The organism is Nocardioides aquiterrae (genome assembly GCF_039526625.1).
Taxonomy (GTDB): Bacteria; Actinomycetota; Actinomycetes; order Propionibacteriales; family Nocardioidaceae; genus Nocardioides; species Nocardioides aquiterrae.
In genome coordinates, this window is the sequence record NZ_BAAAJE010000007.1 from 114,916 (window position 1) to 135,840 (window position 20,925).

21 protein-coding genes are annotated in these 20,925 nt (G+C 72.2%); 4 read left to right on the forward strand and 17 right to left on the reverse strand.

The features are described 5' to 3' along the window. Nucleotides 1–31 precede the first annotated feature (31 nt). The 7 genes from ABD086_RS10670 to kdd all read right to left on the reverse strand — a co-directional run bounded on the left by ABD086_RS10670 (nt 32) and on the right by kdd (nt 6,972). A complete protein-coding gene (locus tag ABD086_RS10670; protein ID WP_343907506.1) occupies nt 32–487 on the reverse strand; it encodes an FxsA family protein in 456 nt (151 codons plus the stop codon). Further along, nucleotides 484–1,227: a polyprenol monophosphomannose synthase gene (locus ABD086_RS10675; protein WP_343907507.1), complete on the reverse strand. Its 744-nt coding sequence runs from the start codon at nt 1,225–1,227 to the stop codon at nt 484–486. Before ABD086_RS10675 ends, ABD086_RS10670 begins: the two co-directional genes overlap by 4 nt. After that, nucleotides 1,224–2,795 carry an apolipoprotein N-acyltransferase gene (gene lnt, locus ABD086_RS10680; RefSeq protein ID WP_343907508.1) on the reverse strand — a complete coding sequence of 524 codons (1,572 nt, stop codon included), beginning with the start codon at nt 2,793–2,795 and terminating at the stop codon, nt 1,224–1,226. Before lnt ends, ABD086_RS10675 begins: the two co-directional genes overlap by 4 nt. A 379-nt stretch (nt 2,796–3,174) precedes the next feature. Continuing rightward, nucleotides 3,175–3,573, reverse strand: coding sequence for a 3-aminobutyryl-CoA ammonia lyase (gene kal / locus ABD086_RS10685; protein WP_343907509.1), 399 nt, complete (start codon nt 3,571–3,573; stop codon nt 3,175–3,177). Then, nucleotides 3,570–4,313 (reverse strand): lysine 5,6-aminomutase subunit beta, encoded by a 744-nt coding sequence (kamE, locus tag ABD086_RS10690; protein ID WP_343907510.1) that lies wholly within the window; start codon nt 4,311–4,313, stop codon nt 3,570–3,572. Before kamE ends, kal begins: the two co-directional genes overlap by 4 nt. Beyond that, complete coding sequence (kamD, locus tag ABD086_RS10695; protein WP_343907511.1) at nt 4,310–5,902, reverse strand: lysine 5,6-aminomutase subunit alpha; 1,593 nt, start codon at nt 5,900–5,902, stop codon at nt 4,310–4,312. The genes kamE and kamD overlap by 4 nt, the downstream gene beginning before the upstream one ends. After that, nucleotides 5,899–6,972: an L-erythro-3,5-diaminohexanoate dehydrogenase gene (gene kdd / locus ABD086_RS10700; RefSeq protein ID WP_343907512.1), complete on the reverse strand. Its 1,074-nt coding sequence runs from the start codon at nt 6,970–6,972 to the stop codon at nt 5,899–5,901. Before kdd ends, kamD begins: the two co-directional genes overlap by 4 nt. A gap of 72 nt (nt 6,973–7,044) precedes the next feature. On the opposite strand from kdd, the gene ABD086_RS10705 reads away from it, so the two are divergent. Together ABD086_RS10705 and ABD086_RS10710 are read left to right on the forward strand one after the other, a co-directional pair. Continuing rightward, on the forward strand, nt 7,045–8,514 hold the full coding sequence (locus tag ABD086_RS10705) for a KamA family radical SAM protein (protein WP_343907513.1): 1,470 nt from the start codon (nt 7,045–7,047) through the stop codon (nt 8,512–8,514). Between the two features lie 161 nt (nt 8,515–8,675). Continuing rightward, on the forward strand, nt 8,676–9,230 hold the full coding sequence (locus tag ABD086_RS10710) for a hypothetical protein (protein ID WP_343907514.1): 555 nt from the start codon (nt 8,676–8,678) through the stop codon (nt 9,228–9,230). 93 nt (nt 9,231–9,323) lie between these two features. Here ABD086_RS10710 and ABD086_RS10715 read toward each other — a convergent pair whose 3' ends face one another. After that, a complete protein-coding gene (locus tag ABD086_RS10715; protein WP_343907515.1) occupies nt 9,324–9,776 on the reverse strand; it encodes an Lrp/AsnC family transcriptional regulator in 453 nt (150 codons plus the stop codon). A gap of 61 nt (nt 9,777–9,837) precedes the next feature. Here ABD086_RS10715 and ABD086_RS10720 point away from each other — a divergent pair, with 61 nt between their 5' ends. Next, complete coding sequence (locus ABD086_RS10720) at nt 9,838–10,743, forward strand: 5'-3' exonuclease (protein ID WP_425571594.1); 906 nt, start codon at nt 9,838–9,840, stop codon at nt 10,741–10,743. A 7-nt stretch (nt 10,744–10,750) separates the two neighbouring features. Here the strand turns inward: ABD086_RS10720 and ABD086_RS10725 are convergent, their stop codons facing one another. Next, nucleotides 10,751–11,884, reverse strand: coding sequence for an FAD-dependent oxidoreductase (locus ABD086_RS10725; RefSeq protein WP_343907517.1), 1,134 nt, complete (start codon nt 11,882–11,884; stop codon nt 10,751–10,753). A 45-nt stretch (nt 11,885–11,929) separates the two neighbouring features. Here ABD086_RS10725 and ABD086_RS10730 point away from each other — a divergent pair, with 45 nt between their 5' ends. Then, nucleotides 11,930–12,613, forward strand: coding sequence for an SDR family oxidoreductase (locus ABD086_RS10730; protein ID WP_343907518.1), 684 nt, complete (start codon nt 11,930–11,932; stop codon nt 12,611–12,613). Here ABD086_RS10730 and ABD086_RS10735 read toward each other — a convergent pair. Genes ABD086_RS10735 through ABD086_RS10770 form a run of 8 tightly spaced genes read right to left on the reverse strand, consistent with a single transcriptional unit; the run spans nt 12,583 to nt 20,825 of the window. After that, on the reverse strand, nt 12,583–15,384 hold the full coding sequence (locus ABD086_RS10735; RefSeq protein ID WP_343907519.1) for a DEAD/DEAH box helicase: 2,802 nt from the start codon (nt 15,382–15,384) through the stop codon (nt 12,583–12,585). The two genes, ABD086_RS10730 and ABD086_RS10735, sit on opposite strands and share 31 nt — an antisense overlap. 10 nt (nt 15,385–15,394) lie before the next feature. Continuing rightward, entirely contained in the window at nt 15,395–16,264 is an 870-nt protein-coding gene (locus tag ABD086_RS10740; protein ID WP_343907520.1) for a diacylglycerol kinase, read from the reverse strand. A gap of 20 nt (nt 16,265–16,284) precedes the next feature. Beyond that, nucleotides 16,285–16,674 carry a hypothetical protein gene (locus tag ABD086_RS10745; RefSeq protein ID WP_343907521.1) on the reverse strand — a complete coding sequence of 130 codons (390 nt, stop codon included), beginning with the start codon at nt 16,672–16,674 and terminating at the stop codon, nt 16,285–16,287. After that, entirely contained in the window at nt 16,671–17,507 is an 837-nt protein-coding gene (tatC, locus tag ABD086_RS10750; protein ID WP_343907522.1) for a twin-arginine translocase subunit TatC, read from the reverse strand. Before tatC ends, ABD086_RS10745 begins: the two co-directional genes overlap by 4 nt. 46 nt (nt 17,508–17,553) lie before the next feature. After that, on the reverse strand, nt 17,554–17,832 hold the full coding sequence (tatA, locus tag ABD086_RS10755; protein WP_343907523.1) for a twin-arginine translocase TatA/TatE family subunit: 279 nt from the start codon (nt 17,830–17,832) through the stop codon (nt 17,554–17,556). A 56-nt stretch (nt 17,833–17,888) separates the two neighbouring features. Continuing rightward, the gene (locus tag ABD086_RS10760; RefSeq protein ID WP_343907524.1) at nt 17,889–18,887 is read right to left on the reverse strand and encodes a helix-turn-helix transcriptional regulator; all 999 of its coding nucleotides are present in this window, start codon (nt 18,885–18,887) and stop codon (nt 17,889–17,891) included. Continuing rightward, complete coding sequence (locus ABD086_RS10765; RefSeq protein WP_343907525.1) at nt 18,884–19,852, reverse strand: helix-turn-helix transcriptional regulator; 969 nt, start codon at nt 19,850–19,852, stop codon at nt 18,884–18,886. The genes ABD086_RS10760 and ABD086_RS10765 overlap by 4 nt, the downstream gene beginning before the upstream one ends. Nucleotides 19,853–19,880: 28 nt before the next feature. Beyond that, entirely contained in the window at nt 19,881–20,825 is a 945-nt protein-coding gene (locus tag ABD086_RS10770) for an FKBP-type peptidyl-prolyl cis-trans isomerase (RefSeq protein ID WP_343907526.1), read from the reverse strand. Between the last annotated feature and the right edge of the window lie 100 nt (nt 20,826–20,925).

The following is a 20,925-nucleotide window of genomic DNA, read 5'->3' on the forward strand; positions in this document are numbered from 1 at the left end:
GGCCGGTCCGCACGAGAGGCTCGGCCGCTAGTCAGTCGTCGTCGACGACCTCGCCCCGGACCACCGGCCCCTGCGGCCCGGGTCCGGGGCGTGTCACGTCCAGGACCAGGCGCCGCGCGACGGCGGTCGCGAGCAGCCGCCGGAACGCCGGCCGGGTGAACGGCAGGATCAGCAGGATCCCGAAGGCGTCGGTGACGAAGCCGGGAGCCAGCATCAGCGTCCCGCCGACCAGGATCAGCGCGCCGTCCGCGATCTCGTTCGACGGGAGCCGGCCGGCCTGCAGGGCGTCCCGCAGCGCCCGCCAGGCGCGGGCGCCCTCGTGCCGCAGCAGCCAGGCACCGAAGATGCTGTCGGCGACCAGCAGCAGGATCGTCCACCACGCGCCGATGACCTGGCCGACCTGGACGATCACGTAGATCTCCAGCAGCGGCATCAGCACGAAGACGGTGACCAGCACGAGCGGGATCGTGCGCCGGCGCGGGCTCATCGGCGCCGCCAGACCCGGCGGACCTGGTCCCGGCGCTCCCGCAGGCCCCAGGCCGTGATCCGCTTCAGCGACTCGGTCGCGACCGCGCCGCTCATCTTGGAGTCCCCACGGACCCGCTCCACGAACTCGATGGGCACCTCCTTGACCACCAGGCCGGCCGCCAGCGTGCGGGCGACCATGTCGGTCTGGAAGACGTACCCGGTCGACTGCACGGCCTCCAGGTCGATCTTCTCCAGCGCGGTGCGGCGGAACAGGCGGAAGCCGGCGGTCGCGTCGCGCACGGAGATCCCGAGCAGCATCCGGACGTAGAGGTTCCCGCCGCGCGAGAGCAGCTCGCGGTTCAGCGGCCAGTTCACGACCGACCCGCCCGGCACCCAGCGCGACCCGATCACCAGGTCGGCGCCCTCGAGGGCCTCGAGCAGCCGGTGCAGCTGCTCGGGCTGATGGGACCCGTCGGCGTCCATCTCGCCGATCACGTCGTAGCCGGCGTCCAGCGCCACCCGGAAGCCGTGCAGGTACGCCGCGCCGAGCCCGGCCTTGGCGGTCCGGTGCACCACCCGCACGCGGCTGTCGGCGGCCGCGAGGTCGTCGGCGATCGCCCCCGTCCCGTCGGGTGAGCCGTCGTCGACGACGAGGACGTCGACCTCCGGCTCCGCGGCCCGCAGCCGCCCGACGATCCACGCGAGGTTCTCCGCCTCGTTGTACGTCGGGATCACCACGACGACCCGTCCCAGGCTCACGCGTTCGTCCCTTCGCTCGCGGTGGCCGCGACCGGGACGTCCGTGGCCGGCGGGCCGTCGTCCTCGGCCTGCTGCCGGTTCCGGCGCCGACCATACGGGAGGCCGGATGAGAGGACGGTGAAGAGCAGGCCGACGGCGGTGAGCGCGATGAGGAACCGGCCGGGCCACGGGCCCATCCGCACCGCGGGCGTGACGCCGGACTCGAGGCCGACCTTCTCGACCAGGACCGCCTGGGTGCGCTGCGCCGCGCTGGCCACGACCGATCCGTCGGGTGCGATCACCCCGGTGACCCCGTTGGTCGACGACACCGCCAGCCACCGGCCGGTCTCGATCGCGCGCAGCCGCGTGATCGCGAACTGCTGCTCGACCTGGTCGGTGTGGATGAACGTCGCGTTGCTGGTCTGCACGGTGAGCAGCTGGGCGCCGCGGGCGACCTGGGCGTAGATGCCGTCGTCGTAGGCGACGTCGAAGCAGATCGAGTCCGCCACCTCGACGCCGGCGACCCGCAGCGGCTCCGTGCGGGTGCCGCTCAGCATGTCGCGGGGCACCTCGGCCAGGCGGCCGAACTGCCGCGTGAAGAACTCGCGGGCGGGGATGTACTCGCCGAACGGGACCGGATGCCGCTTGGTGTAGCGGTCCCCCGCCCCGGTCGCCGGGTCCCACACGATGCCCTGGTTGAGCACGTGACCGGGGCCGCCGTCGACGATCGCGCCCACCAGGATCGGGACGCCGATGGCCGCGCTGGCGGTCCGGATGCCACTGTTGGTCTGGGCGTCGCGGAACGGGTCGATCGCGGTGGAGTTCTCCGGCCAGAGGACGAAGTCCGGGCGCGGCTCCGCGCCGGCCTGGACGTCGCGCGCGAGCTGCACGGTCAGGTCGACCTGGTTCTGCGTCACCTGCCGGAAGTCGTAGAGGATGTCGTCGCCGTTGCCCGGGACGTCGCCCTGGACGACCGCCACCGTGACCTCGGACTCCGGGGTCGACTCCCACGGCACCGCGACCGGCACCAGCGCCAGGACCACCAGCCCACCGAGCGCGACCCCCGCGAGCCGGCGTTCCCGGCCGCGAGCCACGGCCAGCCAGGCCAGCAGGGTGCCGCTCAGCGCGAGCACGAAGCTGACGCCGACCGCGCCGATCCAGGGCAGCGACCTCGCGACCGGGGTGTCGACGACGGCGAACGCCAGCCGGCCCCACGGCATGCCGCTGAACGGCCAGCCGCTGCGCCAGACCTCGACCGCCGTCCACGCGGCGGCCACCCACAGCGGCCACCAGCGGTGCCGGGTGAGGACCGCGGTGAGCGACCCGAGCACGCCGAGGAACGCCGCCTCGGCCGTCGCCAGCGCCACCCAGGCGTCGGGGCCGACGGCGCGCATCCAGAAGATCAGGACGTACTGGAACCCGATCCCGAACGCCAGCCCGGGGATCCAGCCGCTGCGCAGCCGCAGGCCGCGGCAGCAGAGCACGAACGCCGCGACCGCGAACGGGATGACGATCGGCTGGGCGACCGGCTCGAACGCGAGCGACAGCGCCGCCCCGCAGGCGAGTGCGGCCAGCACGCGAAGTCCCATGACCAGAAAATTACCGGGACATCGGAAGGGACCCGCACCCTTCGGACCAGTCCGTCCTCGACCGGCTGCCGAGAACAGGCTGTTGTCTAGGGGACGCGGGTCCCGTCCGTGCTCGCCCCCGGGGGCGGACCGACCTCCGCGAACCAGGTCGAACGGATGGCTGGCACTCCCACCCTCCGACGCGGCCACTCGGACGTCGGTTCGCCGGCCACGATCTGCATGGGCGAACGCCGCACAGATTGAAACCTGGCGGTGGCCGTCGTCAAGAGGCCGCTGACCTGCGAAAACACGCGAAACCGCAGGTCAGCGGTGTGATCCGGGCCACGAAAATCCGGGGGAAATTTCGGATCGTGGTCGGCGTGTCGCGGCGACCCGCCGGTCAGCCGGGTACGACGACCGTACCGGTCGCCGTCGTCGCCACGATCGGCTCGGCCAGCACGGCCGCGGCGCCGGGGCTCTCCTCGGTGGCGGCGCCGCGGGCGACGACCCGGACGACGAATTCCATCACCCGCGACCGGGTGCCGACGCGCACCAGCTCGCAGCTGATCTCGAGGACGTCGCCGGCGCGCACCGGCGCCCGGAACTGGACGTCGGAGTACGACGCGAACAGCCCCTCGTCGCCGTCGGTGCGGATGCACATCTCGGTCGCGATGTCCCCGAACAGCCCGAGGCTGTAGGCGCCGTCGACGAGGTTGCCGGCGTAGTGGGCGTGCGAGTACGGCACGTACCGGCGGTGCACGACGGTCATGCCGACCTCGGCCGACGACCGGGCGCTCATGCTGCTGCTCCCTTCGTCGCGAGCCGGTGGACCAGGTACGACGCGACCTCGCCGGGCGTGGTGCCCCGGGTGAAGACCCGGTCGACGCCGAGCTCCGCGGCCATGGCCTCGTCGAAGCGCGGGCCGCCGACGATGAGCAGCGGCCGCCGGTCCGACGGGTAGGACTCGCGGAACGCCGCGGACATCTCCCGGGTGTTGAGCAGGTGGGCGTCGCGCTGGGTGACCACCTGCGAGACGAGGACGGCGTCGGCCTTCTCGGCGCGGGCGCGCTCGACGAGCTGCGGGACCGACACCTGGGCACCGAGGTTCACCACCTTCAGCTCCCGGTAGTACTCGAGCCCCTTCTCCCCCGCGAACCCCTTGATGTTGAGGATCGCGTCGATGCCGACGGTGTGCGCATCCGTGCCGATGCAGCCGCCGACGACCACCAGCCGGCGGCGCAGCGCCCGCTTGATCGCCGCGTTCGCCTCCTTCGGCGTCAGCAGCGGGTAGTCCCGCTCGACGACCTCGACCTCGTCCAGGTTCACCAGGTGGTGCACCCGCCCGTACACGACGAAGAACGTGAAGTCCGGGCCCATCGGCTTGGCGTGCACCACCAGCGCGGGGTCCAGGCCCATCTTCTTCGCGAGCTGGGCGGCGGCGCCCTCGGCGACCTTGGAGTGCGGGACGGGCAGGGTGAAGCTCACCTGCACCATGCCGTCGCCGGTGGTGTCGCCGTACGGGCGTACGACGTGGCTCATGCTCGCTCCTCCAGGATCTCGGTCGCCGGGTTGTAGTAGGCGCTCGACGTGCGGGCCACGCCGTCGAGACCCTTGCCGCCGGTCGGGGGCCGCTTCATCAGCCCGAACGTGCCGTCGGCGATGGCGGCGAGCAGCGGCGGGTCACCGGCGGCGTCGGTGTCGGTGACGATCCGATCCAGCAGCTCGATCGTCTCGGCGAGCACCTGGTTGGCCCGCTGGACGATGAAGCCGTCCGGAGCGGGCCGGAAGTCCTCGTGCAGGTTGCCCGCGGCGTTCATGACGTACCGGACGTTCTGCAGCGCCAGGTCCCGGTCGGACAACCACGGCGTCACCACCGCCTCGGTCATCATGCCGACCAGCAGGATGCCCTGGCCGGTGAGCGCCCCGACCAGGTTGAAGAAGCCGTCCAGCAGGTAGCCGCGGAACACGTCGCCGGTCATGTGCCGCGTGGGCGGCATCCACTTCAGGGGCGCGTCCGGGAACAGCTCGCGGGCCAGCAGCGCGTGCGCGAGCTCGAGGCGGAACGAGTCGGGGACGTCGGGGTCGATCTCGAACGCGTGTCCCAGGCCGAGCTGCCAGTCCTCGAGGCCCGCCTCCTTGGCGAAGTACTCGTTGAGCAGCTGGCTGGTCGTCACGGTGTGGGCCGCCTCGACGGCGTCCGCGGTCGTGAGGTAGTTGTCCTCGCCGGTGTTGATGATGATGCCGGCCCGGGCGTGGACCTGGCGGCTGAAGCGCTGGTCGACGAAGGTGCGGACCGGGTTGATGTCGCGGAAGAGGATCCCGTACATCGAGTCGTTGAGCATCATGTCGAGCCGCTCGAGGCCGGCGAGCGCGGCGATCTCCGGCATGCAGAGCCCGGAGGCGTAGTTGGTCAGCCGGACGTAGCGGCCCAGCTCCTTGCTGGTCTCGTCCAGCGCCGCCCGCATCAGGCGGAAGTTCTCCTGGGTGGCGTAAGTGCCGGCGAAGCCCTCGCGGGTCGCGCCCTCGGGCACGAAGTCCAGCAGGCTCTGGCCGGTGGAGCGGATCACCGCGATCACGTCGGCGCCCTCGCGGGCCGCGGCCTGCGCCTGCGGGATGTCCTCGTAGATGTCGCCGGTCGCGACGATCAGGTAGATCCACGGCTGCCGCGGCGCGTCGCCGAAGCGCCGGATCAGCCGGTCGCGCTCCGCGCGGCGGGCGTCGATGCGCTTGATGCCCCGCCCGACCTGCCGTCGCGCGGCCCGGCGGGCGCGCTCGGCGTCCTTGCCCTCCGGCAGCCGGAACCGCACCGAGCCGGCCGACGCCTTCTCGGCCAGCGTGGCCAGATCGTCGGCCTCGCCGCGCAGCAGCGCGTCCCACACCGGCAGCGCGACGCCGTGCTCGAGCCCGGTGTCGGCGCGGACGACGTCCATCAGCCGGTTCACCCACGGCGTCCCGTCCGGGTCGGCGCCCTCGAGGCCGGCCAGGCGCAGCGTGGCGCGCTCGACGGCGACGGTGGTGTGCTTCTTCGCCATGGTCACGATCGGCCGCCCGGCCTTGCGCGCCAGGGAGCGGGCGTGGCGGACGGTGGCCGGGTCGAGGTCGAGCTTGCCCCGTGGTGTCGAGGTCATCCCCTCCTCCTCTCGAACAGGCCGCGTACGCCCGGGTTCTCCCGGAGCAGCTCGAGGGCGTACGCCGCGTGGCCCGGCGTGTAGCCGGTGCCGACCAGCATCGTGACATCCGCGGCCAGCCCTTCGGCACCCAGCGCGGCGGCGGAGAAGGAGGTCGCCATGGAGAAGAAGACGACCGTGCCGCGGTCGGCGGTCGCGAGGATCGCGCCGCCCTCGCAGCCGGGGACGTCCACGCAGACCACGGTGACGTCGGCGGGTCCCCCGGCCGCGGTGACCGCGTCGCGCAGCGCGATCGGGTCGCGGGCGTCGCAGACCACGACCTCGTCGGCGAGCCCGGCCTCGCGGAGCAGCGCGGCCTCGGCCTCGCGGGGGACGACGCCGATGGTGCGCTTGGCCCCGGCCCGGCGCGCCGCGGCGAGGCTCAGCGAGCCGGACTTGCCGCCGCCGCCGATCACCGCGACCACGGCCTGGTCGTACTTCTCGACGACGCGGGCGGTGAGCGCCGGGGCTCCGCACACGTCCATGACCGCGAGGCTGAGCTCCGCCGGGAGGTCGTCGGGCAGCACCGCCGCGATCGAGCGGCCGAACAGCACGGCGTACCCGTCGCAGGGCACCTGCTCGCTCCGCCCGTCCCACCGGGACAGGTCGTCCTCGATGACCAGCGGCGTCAGGGTGAGGGAGACCAGCGTGGCGACCCGGTCGCCGACGGCGAGGCCGAGCGGCGACTCCGGGCCGACCTCCTCGACGGTGCCGACCAGCATGCCGCCCGAGCCGGTCTCGGGGTTCTGCATCTTGCCGCGGGTGCGGACGATGTCGAGGACCTCGGCGCGGACGGCGGCCCCGTCTCCCCCGTGCTTGCGCTCGAGCTGGCGGAACGACGCCGCGTCCAGGTTGAGCCGCTCGACGCGGATCCGGACCTCGTCGGGCCACAGCTCGCGGCGGGTGTCCAGCCGCTCGGCCGCCTGGGGCAGCCGCACACCGCCGCCGGCGTCGCGGGCGTCGAGGACACGGTGCAGGCCGGTCGGGTCGCTGGGTCGAGCGCCGGAGCGGGCGGGGTGAACGTCTCGCACAACGGCAGCCTAACGAAAGATTCTCCGGCGCGGCATTCGACAGGCCGGAGAATTGCCGCCTACAGTGGCGGAGTGAGCATCGAGACCTCGATCACGGCATCCGACTTCTGGGAAGAGACCGGCCAGCCGTACCCGTATCGCCGGGTCGAGCTGGTCGAGCCGGACTGGACCCGGTTCCCGGGCTGGCGCGACGTCACCACCGAGGAGTGGGAGTCCGTGCAGTGGCAGCGCGCCCACTGCGTGAAGAACGTCAAGCAGCTGCGCGAGCTGATGGGCGACCTGCTCGACGAGCGGTTCTATGCCGACCTCGAACGCGACCAGGCCGAGCGGGCGACGATGTCGATGCTCGTGCCGCCGCAGATGATGAACACGATGGTGCCGCACGAGGTCCCCTCCGGCCCGGGCTCGCTGACCGAGGCCTTCTACGCCGACCCGGTCCGCCACTACATGGTCCCGGTCTTCTCCGACCGGCGCACCGACTGGTCCTCGCACCCGCACGCCACCCGGGACTCGCTGCACGAGCACGACATGTGGGTGGCCGAGGGGCTCACCCACCGCTATCCCACCAAGGTGCTCGCCGAGCTGCTGCCCACCTGTCCGCAGTACTGCGGCCACTGCACCCGCATGGACCTCGTCGGCAACTCCACGCCCACCGTGGACAAGCTGAAGTTCGTCGGCAAGCCCCACGACCGGCTCGGCGAGATGCTCGACTACCTGCGGCGTACCCCGTCGGTGCGCGACGTCGTGGTCTCCGGTGGCGACGTGGCGAACATGCCGTGGCCGCGCCTGGAGTCGTTCCTGGCGTCGCTGCTGGAGATCGAGAACATCCGCGACATCCGGCTCGCCACCAAGGCCCTGGTCGGACTCCCCCACCACTGGCTCCAGGACGACGTCCGGGCCGGCATGGAACGCGTGGCCGGTACGGCGCGCTCGCGCGGCGTGTCGATCGCCATCCACACCCACGCCAACCACGCGAACTCCATCACGCCGCTGGTCGCCCGCGCGGCACAGGCGATGCTGGACGCCGGCGTCCGCGACGTCCGCAACCAGGGCGTGCTGCTCAACGGCGTCAACGCCGACCCGCACGCGCTGCTCGACCTGTGCTTCCGGCTGCTCGATGGCGCCCAGATCATGCCGTACTACTTCTACATGTGCGACATGATCCCGTTCTCGGAGCACTGGCGGGTCTCGGTCGCCGACGCGCAGCGGCTGCAGCACCACATCATGGGCTACCTGCCCGGCTTCGCGACCCCGCGGATCGTGTGCGACGTCCCGTTCGTGGGCAAGCGCTGGGTGCACCAGCTCGCGTCGTACGACACCGAGCGCGGCATCTCCTACTGGACCAAGAACTACCGCACGTCGATCGAGGCGGCCGACCCCGAGGCGCTGACGAAGACCTACGAGTACTACGACCCGATCCACACGCTCCCGGCCGCGGGCCAGCAGTGGTGGGCCCAGCACGCCGACCTCGACTCCAGCGCCCTCAAGGCCGCCGAGGTCGCCGAGGCGTCCCGCCGGACGGCGGCGCTGCAGGCCTGGTGACCCCGCCCCGGCCGCTGCTTCCGCAACCGGTCGGTTGATGCGGATTGGTCACCAACCGCACGTGAGAGCGCTCCCGACGCGCGGTTGGTGACCAATCCGCGCAGGTGCCCGCCCCGGCGGGTCGGCCCTTCCCCGACGGCTCCGGCCGTCAGGATGAGCCCGTGAGCGTGCTCGGTGCCATCGGCTCGGTGTTCCTCGGCGCGATGCTCGCGTTCGTCGTGGAGAACGTCCGGGAGCGGCGGATGCTGCGCGCCTGGACGGAGCGGTACCTGGCTGCCGTGGCCGGCAGCCTCGTCGGCACCGAGACCGCGGCGCCCCTGGTCCGCGACGCCGTCGAAGGAACCCGCGGCGCGGTCGCCGCGCTCCTGGCCGAGGAGCAGCCGGAGTGGGAGGCGCTCCGGGACCTGCCGATCCTGGTCCCGCCCGACCTGCTCGGCAGCCTGCAGGGCAGCGCCCTGACCGTCGTCGATGCCGAGACCGTCGTCGCCCTGGGCCGGGTGGAGGCCACGGCCGGCGAGCTCGCGCTCCGCGCCGGCCGCCTGCACGACCTGCACGGCCGGCTGGTCCTGCCGCTGTACCTCGCGCGCCCGGAGCGGTTGGACGAGTCGCAGCGCCGCGGGCTCGAGCTGTTCGGCGCCGAGCTCACCGACTTCGAGGCGGGCCTCGGCGACGTCACCACCGTCGTCCGCCACGCCCTCTCCCTGCTGGGCCGGTGACGCCGGAACGCACGCGGATTGGTCACCAACCGCAGGTGGGAGCGCTCCCGACGTGCGGTTGGTGACCAATCCGCACCAACACCGAGGCGGCAGTCAGCCGATCGGGCGCCCCTCGTACGGCGTGGACAGCACGATCGTGGTGCGGGTGGAGACGTTGGCGGCGGCGCGGATGCGGGCCAGGAGGTCCTCGAGGTCGGTGGGGGTGGCGACCCGGACCTTGAGGATGTAGGACTCGTCGCCGGCGACCGACCAGCAGGACTCGATCTCCCTGACCTCGCGCAGCCGCTCGGGCGAGTCGTCGGGCTGGGAGGGGTCGATCGGGCGGATCGAGATGAACGCCGTCAGGGGCAGGCCGAGCTGCTCGTGGTCGACGGTGGCGACGTACCCGGTGATCAGCCCGCGCGACTCCAGCCGCTTCACCCGCTGGTGGACCGCGGACGTCGAGAGCCCGGTCGCCTTCCCGAGGTCGGTGAAGGACATCCGGCCGTCGCGGGCGAGCAGCTCCAGGATCTTGCGATCGGTGCCTTCGAGCTCTGACTGGGTCACGCGAGCAGGGTAGGGCATACACCATGGCAGGATCTGCTCCGTGACCGAGCCCGGACGCCTGATGCTCCTCGACTCCGCCTCCATGTACTTCCGGGCCTTCTTCGGGGTCCCCGAGATCAAGGGCCCCGACGGGACGCCGGTGAACGCGGTGCGCGGCTTCCTCGACTTCATCTCGCGGCTGGTGACCGACTACCGGCCCAGCGACCTGGTGTGCTGCTGGGACAACGACTGGCGTCCGCAGTGGCGGGTCGACCTGCTCCCCTCGTACAAGGCGCACCGGGTCGTCGCGGAGCGGTCCGGCGAGCCGGACGTCGAGGAGGTGCCGGACCCGCTCGAGGTGCAGGTGCCGATCATCCGCGACGTGCTCGAGGCGTTCGGGATCTGCGTGGTCGGCAAGGACGGCTACGAGGCCGACGACGTGATCGGCAGCCTGGCCAGCCAGGCGCGCCAGCCCGTCGACATCGTGACCGGGGACCGCGACCTGTTCCAGCTGGTCGACGACGAGCGCGACGTCCGGGTCCTCTACATCGCGCGCGGCGTGGGCAACCACGAGCGGGTCACGAACGACTGGGTGCGCACGAAGTACGGCATCGACGCCCACCAGTACGCCGACTTCGCGACGCTGCGTGGCGACGCCTCCGACGGGCTGCCCGGGGTCGCCGGGATCGGCGAGAAGACCGCGGCAACGCTGCTGGACCGGTTCGGCGACATGGACGGCATCGTCGCCGCGGCGCTGGACCCGGACTCCGACATGGGCCCGGGTCCGCGCGGCAAGATCAAGGCCGCGGCGGCGTACCTCGAGGTGGCCCCGCAGGTCGTGGCGGTCGCCCGCGACCTCGACCTGGGCTCCCCCGCCACCGCCGTGCCCGCGGAGCCGCGCGACCTGGCCCGCGTCGCCGAGCTCGGCGCCCGGTGGGGCATCGAGAGCCCGGTCCAGCGGCTCACCGAGACGCTCTGCAGCCGGTGACCGGCGGTCAGCGCAGCATCTCGTCGACGACGAGCTTCGCCGCCGACGGGCACCCCTTGGTGAACCCGTAGAACGGGCCGAAGTCGCGGGTGGCCAGGAAGCCGACCGCGTAGAGGCCGGGCAGGCTGGTCTCGAAGCCCTCGGAGAGGTCGGGAAAGCCGTCGGTGACGCTGATCCGGTCGAGCACGCCGGCCAGGTACGGCACCCGCGCGACGTCGGGCTGGTAGCCGGACGCGAACACCACGTGGTCCACCTCGAGCGACGAGCCGTCGGAGAGCGTCAGGGCCACCGGCCCGTCACCCGCGACGTCGACGACCGCGCACTCGGGGTGGCGGTGCACGACGTCCGGGCGGAGCCGCGGCACCAGCCAGTGCTCGAGCGTGAGCCGGCCGACCTCCCAGAACTGCTGGGCGATGCCGGCACGCTCCGCCGGTGTGAGAGCGCGCCACCACCCGCGGTGCGCGAGCGTCTGCTCGACGTACGGGTCGACGAACCGCCAGCTGACCTTCGCGAACGCCGGCGTCGGGTGCCGGTGCACGACGTCCACCCGGGCGGCGCCCTGGTCGCACAGCAGCGCGGCCCACTCGTAGGCGCTCTGCCGGCCGCCGATGACGGCCACGCGCGCGCCGGCCAGGTCGTCGAAGGTCACCCGGTCGAGCGTGTGCGTGCGCAGCCGGTCCGGCACCCGGTCGTGCCAGTCGGGCAGCTGGGCGAAGAACCCCACGCCGGGCGCGACGACGACCTTGTCCGCCTCGATGCTCGTCCCGTCCTCCATGGCCGCGACGAAGGTGCCGTTCGGCTTGGTCAGGTCCGCGACCAGCCGCTGGTCGGCGACCACGCCCTTGCGGGCACCGAACCAGTCGGCGTGGTCGAGGAACACCGAGATCGGGATCGGGTCGTTCTCGGCGGGGTCCAGCCCGCGCTCCTCGAAGAACGCCTCGAAGGTGGCCTCGCGGTTCGCGTCGAGGTACCAGTCGGTGCCGGAGCGCAGGTACATGTCCTGCGGCATCCGGTCCCGCCAGAACGCCATCGGGATCCCGACGACGTGCGTGTCGATGCCGCGGTCGCGGGCGTACGCCGCGGCGGCGTAGGCGTAGGGCCCTGCGCCGAGGACCAGGAGGTCCGTCCGAGTGTCCGACATGCCGGCACGCTACGCCCGTCAGGACGGGTCCGTACGGTGGAACGCATGACTCGGATCGCGATCGTCGGGGGCCACGGCCAGGTGGCCCGCCAGCTCATCCACGTGCTCCGCCGGGCCGAGCACGACCCGGTGGCGCTGGTGCGGAGGGAGGAGTACCGCGCCGAGCTGGAGGACCGCGGGGCGGAGGTCCGGCTGCTCGACATCGAGCGGGACGACGTCGACGCGTTCGCCACGGCCTTCGAGGGCTGTGCGGCGGTGGTGTTCGCGGCCGGCGGCGGCCCGGACGGGAACATCGAGCGGAAGCGCACCGTGGACCTCGAGGGCTCGCTGAAGTCGATCGAAGCCGCCCGGAAGGCGGGCATCGACCGCTTCGTCCAGGTCTCCGCGATCGGCGTCGACGACCCGCTGCCGGAGGACACCGGCGACGTGTGGCGCGCCTACGTGGAGGCCAAGCGGCACGCCGACGCCGCGCTGCGGGCCAGCGACCTCGCGTGGACGATCATCCGGCCGGGCCGGCTCACCGACGACCCGGCCACCGGCCGGGTGTCGCTCGGCCCGGACGTCGCGCGCGGCGACGTGACCCGGGCCGACGTGGCGGCGGTGCTCGCCGCGGTGCTGGACGCGCCCGGGAGCATCCGGCAGCAGTGGAATCTCGTGAACGGCGACGTGCCGGTCGAGGAGGCCATCGCGGAGCTGGCTCAGTCCTCGTCGTCGGTCAGCGAGGAGTAGGCGACCACACCGCGCCGCAGCCGGCGGACGACCTCGCGAGCGGTCTCCCGCAGCGGCGTCGCGCCGGCCGCGTCCGCGACCTGTCCGGCGAGGTCGATGAGCTGCTTCATCCAGCGCACGAAGTCGCCGGCCGCCAGGTCGCTGACCATCAGCACGTCGTCGAGCTCGTCGCCCTCGGCCCAGCGGTAGGCGACCCAGGCGAAGCCGAGGTCCGGCTGCCGCAGGAAGTCCAGCTTGTGGTCGCGCTCGAGGGCGTCGAGGGTCCCCCACAGCTTCACCATCTCGCCGATCACGTCGCGGACGAGGCCGCCGGGGATGCGCGGCGAGCTCGCGTCGTCGGGGCGGCGCGCCTCGAAGACCAGCACCGAGAGGGCGGCCGCCAGCCCGGAGGGATCCAGCTCGTCCCACAGGCCGACGCGGATGCACTCCGCGGCGACCAGGTCGAGCTCGGAGTAGAGCCGCATCAGGTGCCGGCCGCGGTCGGTGACGTGCTCGCCCTCGAGGTAGTCCAGCGCGGTCAGCACGTCGCACACCCGGTCGAACTGCCGTGCAACGGTGTTGGTGCGCTGCTCGACCCGGCGCTTGAGGGTCTGGGCGTCACGCTCGAGCTTGAAGTACCGCTCCGCCCACCGGGCGTGGTCCTCGCGGTCCGGGCAGGCGTGGCACGGGTGCGCCTTGAGCTGGGCGCGGAGGTCGGCGATCTCGTCGTCGGCCGCGGTGCGCGTGCGGTCGGACTGGGCGGCCCGGGACGGCGGCATCGGGTCGAGGTCGTGCGTGCGCGAGCGCAGCGCCGACGCGAGGTCGCGGCGCATCTGGGGGTTGCGCCCGTTGAAGTTCTTCGGGACCCGCAGCCGCGCCAGGGCGGTGACCGGGGTCGGGAAGTCGATCATCGCCAGCCGGCGCGCCTGCCGGTCGGCGGTGACGACGTACGGGCGCGGGCCCTCGGGCGACCAGCCCGGGTCGACGACCACGGCGTACCCGGCGAACTTCCCGGTCGGCACCTGGATCACGTCGCCCGGCTTGAGCGCGCGCAACGACTCGACGGCCTCGTCGCGCCGGTCGGCCTTGCGAGCCCGGCTGGCGCCCTTCTCGACGTCGCTGATCCGCCGGCGCAGGGCGGCGTACTCCATGAAGTCGCCGAGGTGGCAGGACGCCGCCTGGCGATAGCCCTCGAGCGCGTCCTCGGCCTTGCGGAGCTGGCGGGCCAGCCCCACGACGGCCTTGTCGGCCTGGAACTGCGCGAACGACTGCTCCAGCAGCTCCCTCGAGCGCTCGCGGCCGAACTGGTGCACGAGGTTGACGGCCATGTTGTACGAGGGCCGGAACGACGAGCGCAGCGGGTAGGTGCGGGTGGAGGCGAGGCCCGCGACCTGGCGCGGGTCGATCCCCGGCTGCCACAGCACGACGGCGTGGCCCTCGGTGTCCAGGCCGCGGCGGCCGGCGCGGCCGGTGAGCTGGGTGTACTCCCCCGGCGTGATGTCGGCGTGGTTCTCGCCGTTCCACTTCGAGAGCTTCTCGATCACGACCGTGCGGGCCGGCATGTTGATGCCGAGCGCGAGCGTCTCGGTGGCGAACACGACCTTGCACAGGCCGCGCAGGAACAGCTGCTCCACGCACTCCTTGAACGCCGGCAGCATGCCGGCGTGGTGGGCGGCCACGCCGCGGGTCAGGCCGTCGAGGAAGTCGTGGTAGCCGAGCACGTGCAGGTCCTCGGACGGCAGGTGCGAGCACGCGGCCTCGACGTAGGCGTAGATCTCGTCGCGCTCCTCGGGCGTCGTGAGCCGGACGCCGGCACTCAGGCACTGGGTGACCGCGGCGTCGCAGCCGACCCGGCTGAAGATGAAGACGATCGCGGGCAGGAGCGCGAGCCGATCCAGCTGCTCGATGACGTCGGGCCGGCTGGGGATCCAGACCCGGCGGCCGTTGCCGACGTTGTGCTTGCTGGTCGCCCGCCGGTTGCGGTCGCGCGGCGAGCGGCGGTCGCGCATCCGGGTGCTCGCCCAGTCGTCGCGGGCGATCTTGAGCAGCTCGTCGTTGACCGGGGCACCCTCCTTGACGAACCCGGCCGCCGCGTCGACGTCGGACTTCGCGAACAGGTCCAGGACGCGGCGGCCCACCATCACGTGCTGGAACAGCGGCACCGGTCGCCGCTCCTCGACGATCGTGGAGGTGTCGCCACGGACGGTCTCGAGCCACTCGCCGAACTCCTCGGCGTTGGAGACGGTGGCCGACAGCGAGACCAGCGTGACCGACTCCGGGAGGTGGATGATGACCTCCTCCCAGACGGCGCCGCGGGAGCGGTCGGCGAGGTAGTGGACCTCGTCCATGACCACGAACCCGAGGCCGAGCAGGGTCCGGGAGCCGGCGTACAGCATGTTGCGCAGCACCTCGGTCGTCATCACGACGATCGGCGCCTCGCCGTTGACGACGTTGTCGCCGGTGAGCAGGCCGACCTGCTCGGGGCCGTAGCGGGCGACCAGGTCGTTGAACTTCTGGTTCGACAGCGCCTTGACCGGCGTCGTGTAGAAACACTTGCGGCCGGTCTGCATGGCCAGGTGGACCGCGAACTCGCCGACGATCGTCTTGCCCGACCCGGTCGGCGCCGCCACCAGCACGCCCCGGCCGTCCTCGATCGCGCGGCAGCCCTCGAGCTGGAACTCGTCGAGGGGGAAGTCGTACAGGGCCTGGAAGTCGCGGAGGACGGGGTGCTGGCGGTGCCGGCGGTAGTCGGCGTACCGCTCGGACGGGCTCAGGTCGTCCGCGGTGCTCATGCGGACCAACCTACGCGAGCACCCGCAACGCTCCGGGCGCGCACTCCACGGTCAGGGGCAGCGCGCCGAAGCGCTCGCCGTCGGCGTAGGAGACGATGTTGGGCGCGGCGACCGTGACCGAGCGGACCCGGTGGTGCTCGTAGGCCGGGTGGGTCACGTGGGTGCCCTTGAACAGCTTCGGGTAGGTGCGGATCAGGCCGGGCTTGCTCATCGGCTTGATGATCACGACGTCGAGGAAGCCGTCGTCGAGGACGGCGCCCTCGGTGATCCGCAGGCCGCCCCCGAACGACGGGCCGTTGCCGACGGCGACCAGCATCGCCGCCAGCGTGCGGGTCTCGCCGTCGAGGTCGAGCGTGTACGGGATCGGCTCGAAGATGCGCAGCTCCGCCAGCGTCGCGATGTTGTAGCGCATCTGGCCCTTCGGCCAGGTCATCCGGTTCGCGCGCTCGTTGACGATCGCGTCGAAGCCGGCCGCGAGCACGGTCGTGAAGTACTGGGTGCCGCTGCGGGCGAGGTCGATCGTGCGCGGTGTCCCGGCGAGCACCCGCTCGGCCGCGGCAACGGGGTCCTTGCGGGGGATGTCGAAGTAGCGGGCCACGTCGTTGCCGGTGCCGGACGGGATGATGCCGATCGGCGTACCGGTGCCCGCGGCCGCCTGGACGCCGATGTGCACCATGCCGTCGCCGCCGCACAGCACCAGGGCCTCGGTGTCCCCGGCCACCGCCGCGCGGGCCAGGTCGAGGGCCTCGTCGGCGTCGCGGCCCTCGACGGTCGTCACGTCGACGCCGGCGGCCCGGAGCCGGGCAGCCGCGGCGTCGCGGAACCGGGCGCCCCGGCCCTTGCCGGACGTGGGGTTCGTGAGCAGCGTGATCCAGTCCACGCCGCGAAGACTAGGGCCTCCTACGGCTTCGCGGTGCCGATCCGCAGGAGCACGGCGTAGTGCTCGGCCGAGGCCCCGACCGCCTTCGCGAGCCGGCCGAGCGCGTCGAGGACGAGGTCGGCGGTGAACCGGGTGCCCGGGACGGCCAGCGTCAGCCGGTCGTCGACCCCGACCAGCAGCACCTGGCCGTGCCGCCACGCCTGGTGGGCGTCGTGGCGGACCTTCTCGTCGGCGACCGGGACGGGATAGGCCTCGTCGACCGCGAGCAGGTCGCACGGCAGCGGCTGGTGGCCGTCGCTCGTCAGCACGCCGGGCACGGCGTACCCGGTGCGGAGCCCGGACTCGGCCGCCCAGGTGACGTCGTCCTCACCGAGCCACTCGGGGAGGTCGAACGGGTCGACCGGGGTCACAGGGGCGAGGCCTCGTCCGGCGAGAGACCGGCGTTCGGGCGGCTGCGCTCCTTGCGGTTGTCGTGGACGCGCGCCAGGACCTCTGAGATGAAGTAGAGGACGACCATGGGCACCGCCATGAACGTCATCGTGAACGGGTCGGTGGAGGGGGTCGCGACGGCGGCGAACACGAAGATCGCGATGACGATCCAGGGCCGGTAGCGCGCGAGCGTCCGGCCCTTCACCGCGCCGGCGCGGTTGAGCATGATCACGAAGACCGGGATCTCGAAGGCCAGGCCGAAGACGAGCAGCGTGCGGAAGAAGAACTGCAGGTACTCGTTGAAGTCGATGAGGTTGGTGACCCCGTCGGGGTTCAAGCCGATGAGGACCTCGAGGCCCTTGGGGAGGGTCACGAAGCCGAGCACCACGCCGACGGCGAAGAGGGGCGCGGCCACCGCGAGGAAGATGTAGGACCAGCGCTTCTCGTTGGCGTGCAGCCCCGGGAGGATGAACGCCCAGATCTGGTAGAGCCAGATCGGGCTGGTGCTGATCAGCGCGGCGAAGCCGCAGAGCTTCAGGTAGAGCATCAGACCGCCGCCGGCGCCGCTCGTGGTGGCCAGGCTGGAGCCCTGGGGCAGGCTCTCCTGCGCGTCCTTGTACGGCCCGTAGACGAAGTCGTAGAGCTGGTCGAAGAAGAACAGCGCGACGGCCAAGGCAACCATCAGCGCGAGCGCGACCTTCAGGATGCGGGCGCGCAGCTCCCGCAGGTGGTCCGACAGCGCCATCCGGCCGTCGGCGCCGACGGGGTGGACGGGTCTGCCGGAGAAGAGGCGGAGGACCCCGGAGATCGCCAAGTCAGTGCGTGGTCAGTGCGTGGTCAGTGCGTGGTCAGCGCGTGGATCAGCCGTTGTGCTTGTCGGTCTGGTCCTGGGGCCGGACGGGCTCCTGCGCCGTCGTCGGGGGCAGCTCGGTCGGCGCCGGCGCCACGGGCGGCGGCGGGGTCGCCTGGTCCTTCTCGTCGTCGTCGCGCAGGCCCTTGGTCTCGGCCTTGAAGATGCGCAGCGCCTGCCCGGTGCCGCGGGCGAGGTCGGGCAGCTTGGCGGCACCGAACACGAGCACCACGATCGCCAGGATCACGAGCCACTCGGCTCCCTGGGGCATTCCGATCATCGCGTACATGGAGACCTCTTCTGTCCTGGATCTGTCGTGGTGGTAACGCAGTCATCGTACGCCGGTCAGGCGTAGAGACTGAGGGTGGTTCGGGCACTGTCGAGGAATCGTTCCTGCAGCTCCGGCGGGCTGAGGACCCGGGCGTGGGGCGCCAACCGCAGCAGCAGCCGCTGCAACCAGCGCTCGTCGGCGATCAGCAGGTCCACCTCGAGCCGGCCCCCGCGCCGGGTCCGGACCGCCTCCACCGGGTAGTACTCGACGATCCAGCGCGCCTCGCGGCCCAGGCCGAGGGTCACCGGCGTGGTGTCGCTGGACCGGGTGAACAGTCCGTCGCTGAGGTCGCGCGGCGGTTCCGGCGCGGTCTGGATCGCCGTGTCCAGCACGGTCGCGCTGCGGATCCGGTCGAGCCGGAACAGCCGGGGCGCCTCGGCGCTGTGGCACCAGGCGTCGAGGTACCGGAACCCGTGCGCGGTCACGACCCCGCGGGGGTCGACGGTCCGCTCGGACTGCTCGTCGCGGGACGGGACGAAGTAGGTCAGCCGCACCTGCCGCTGCCGGGCCACGGCGTCCTGGAGATCGTCCTCCAGCCGGACCTGGTCGAGCCGCTCGGGAGACTCCTCCCCCGGGTCGATCTGCGGCGCGGCCGAGCCCTCCGCCGCGGCCGCCTCGAGCTTCGCCAGCGCCCGGTCCACGACCTCGCGGGTCTCCTCGGAGGCGGTGCTGCGCAGCGCGCGGAGCGCGACGATGATCGCGGTCGCCTCGGTGGGCGTCAGCTTGAGCGGACGGGCCAGGTAGTCGGCGTTGGACACCCGGATCACGCCGTCGGCCTCCGGACCCTCGAGCGCGTCGAGGTCGACGTCGATGAGGTCGTCGGGGTAGCCGCCCGGCAGGCCGCACATCAGCAGCACCTTGAGGTCGCCGAGCAGCTGGTCGGGCGACACGCCCAGCGCCGTCGCCGCCTCGTCGAGGCGCACCTGGCCGTGGGTGTGGAGGTACGGCACCAGGGTCAGCAGCCGCGCGACCTGGTCCTTCGCGCCGGAGCTCGCGCCGGACGCCGCGCTCATGCGGTGCGCTCCAGAGCCGTCGTGAGGCGCCGTACCACCTCGTCGCGCAGGTGCGCGGGGTCCTCGACGTACACGTCGGCGGCGTACCCGAGGATCTCGTCGGCGACCCCGCTCCCCCGGGTCACGACGATCCGGTCCCAGCCGGTGCGGTCGTCGGGTCCGCGGACGCCGGTCTCGACGGACTCGGCGTCGCGGCGCAGCGCCAGCCCGGCGTCCTCGCGCACCAGCAGCGTCACCGGCACGGTGGTCGGCGCCGGAGCGAGCCGGACGGTGGTGGCCCGCACGTCGGTGCCCGGGGGGACGTCGTACGAGCCGGGGCGGCCCTTCTTGCGGGCCTCGCCCTGGACCCGGGACAGCCGGAAGACCCGCTCCTCGCCGCGGTCGGTGTCGAAGCCGACGACGTACCAGCGGCCGGAGTAGCGGACCACACCCCACGGCTGGAGGTGGCGGGTCATCGCCTCGGTGGCGCCGGAGCGGCGGTACTCGAACTCGACCGGCGTGCGGTCCTGGACCGCCTCCCAGAAGAGGTCGAACGACGGCTCGTCGGCACTCAGGCGGGGCTGGGCGATGTCCAGGGCGGTGACGTCGGTGGGGACGCCCAACGCGGTGAGCTTGCGGACCGCCTCCGTGGTCGCCTCGGCCAGCCGCGCGTGCTCCCACACCCGGGTCGCCAGGCCGATCACGGCCGCCTCGTCGGCGGTGAGCCGGATGTCCGGGAGCGCCAGCCGGTCGGGGCGGATCCGGTAGCCCGGCTCGTCGTCGAAGTAGGCGTCCATGTTGCCCACCTCGATCGGCACGCCGAGGCTGCGCAGCTCCTCCTTGTCCCGCTCGAACATCTTCTCGAAGGCGTCGGTGCTCGAGTCCGGGTAGAGGATCGCCCGGATCCGGTCCTTCGAGACGTAGTGGCGCTGGACGAGCAGCATGATGAGCAGGTTGAGCAGTCGCTCGCTCTTCTGCACCGCCATGCTGCCGCGTCCCCTGCGCTGCTACCGGCTACTTGGCCGAGATGATGTCGACGACGAAGTACAGCGTGCTGTCGGCCGGGATGTTCGGCTGGTCCTGCGAGCCGTAGCCGAGGTCCGGCGGGATCTGCAGCACCACCCGGTCGCCGACGTGGAGGCCGGACAGCCCGTAGGTCCAACCCTTCACGACCTGCTGGAGCGAGAACGGCACCGGCTTCTTGGAGTAGCTCTCGTCGAACGGCTTCTTCGCGTCGTAGGTCTCCCCGAGGTAGTTCGCGGTGACCGTCATGTCCTCGGTGACCGCCTTGCCCTTGCCCTGCTTGATCACGCTGCGCAGCAGGTCGCCGTTCGGGTCGGGCTTGTCGATGCCGGAGAAGTCGAGGCCGGTCACCGTGCCGCCCTTCTCGACGACCTTCGGCAGCTGCGAGGACGGCACGTCCTTCGGCTTCGGCGCCTGGTAGGGCTCCATCAGGTCGACGATGATGAGGACGGTGTCCTTGTTGGCGATCCCGAGGTTCGGGTTGCCGGAGGCGCCGAACGCCTCCTCGGCCGTCGTGGTGACCGCGACCCGCGAGCCGATCTTCTGGCCCAGCACGGCATCCTTGAACACCGGGCTCAGCTGGTCGCTGGCGGTCACGGTCTCCGGCTGGCCGGCGTCGTAGTCGCTGTACGCCTTGTCCTGCGTGTAGCCGTTGCCGATCCACAGGTACGCCTGGACCTTGTCGCCGTCGGCGATCTCCGGCCCGTCGCCCTCCTGGACGACGGTCGTCTCCGTCTTGTCGGTCTCGAGCTTGCCGTTCCAGTCGACCTTCGGCTCGGAGCCGAGGTCACCGGAGATCGAGATCCCGTGCAGGCCGGCGTCGCTGGAACCGCCGGAGTCGCTGCCGCCGTCGCTGTTGGAGCCGCAGGCGACCAGGGTGGTGGCCAGCAACAGCGGCAGCAGGGCGGCCGGAAGGCGTCGGAGACGTCGAGACACGGAGTTCACCTAATTCGGATCGGGTTCGTTTCGGCAGCGGTCACACTATCCGGCATGCCTGAGGGGACGCTGATCGGAGCGGCTGTCGGGACGCGGATTG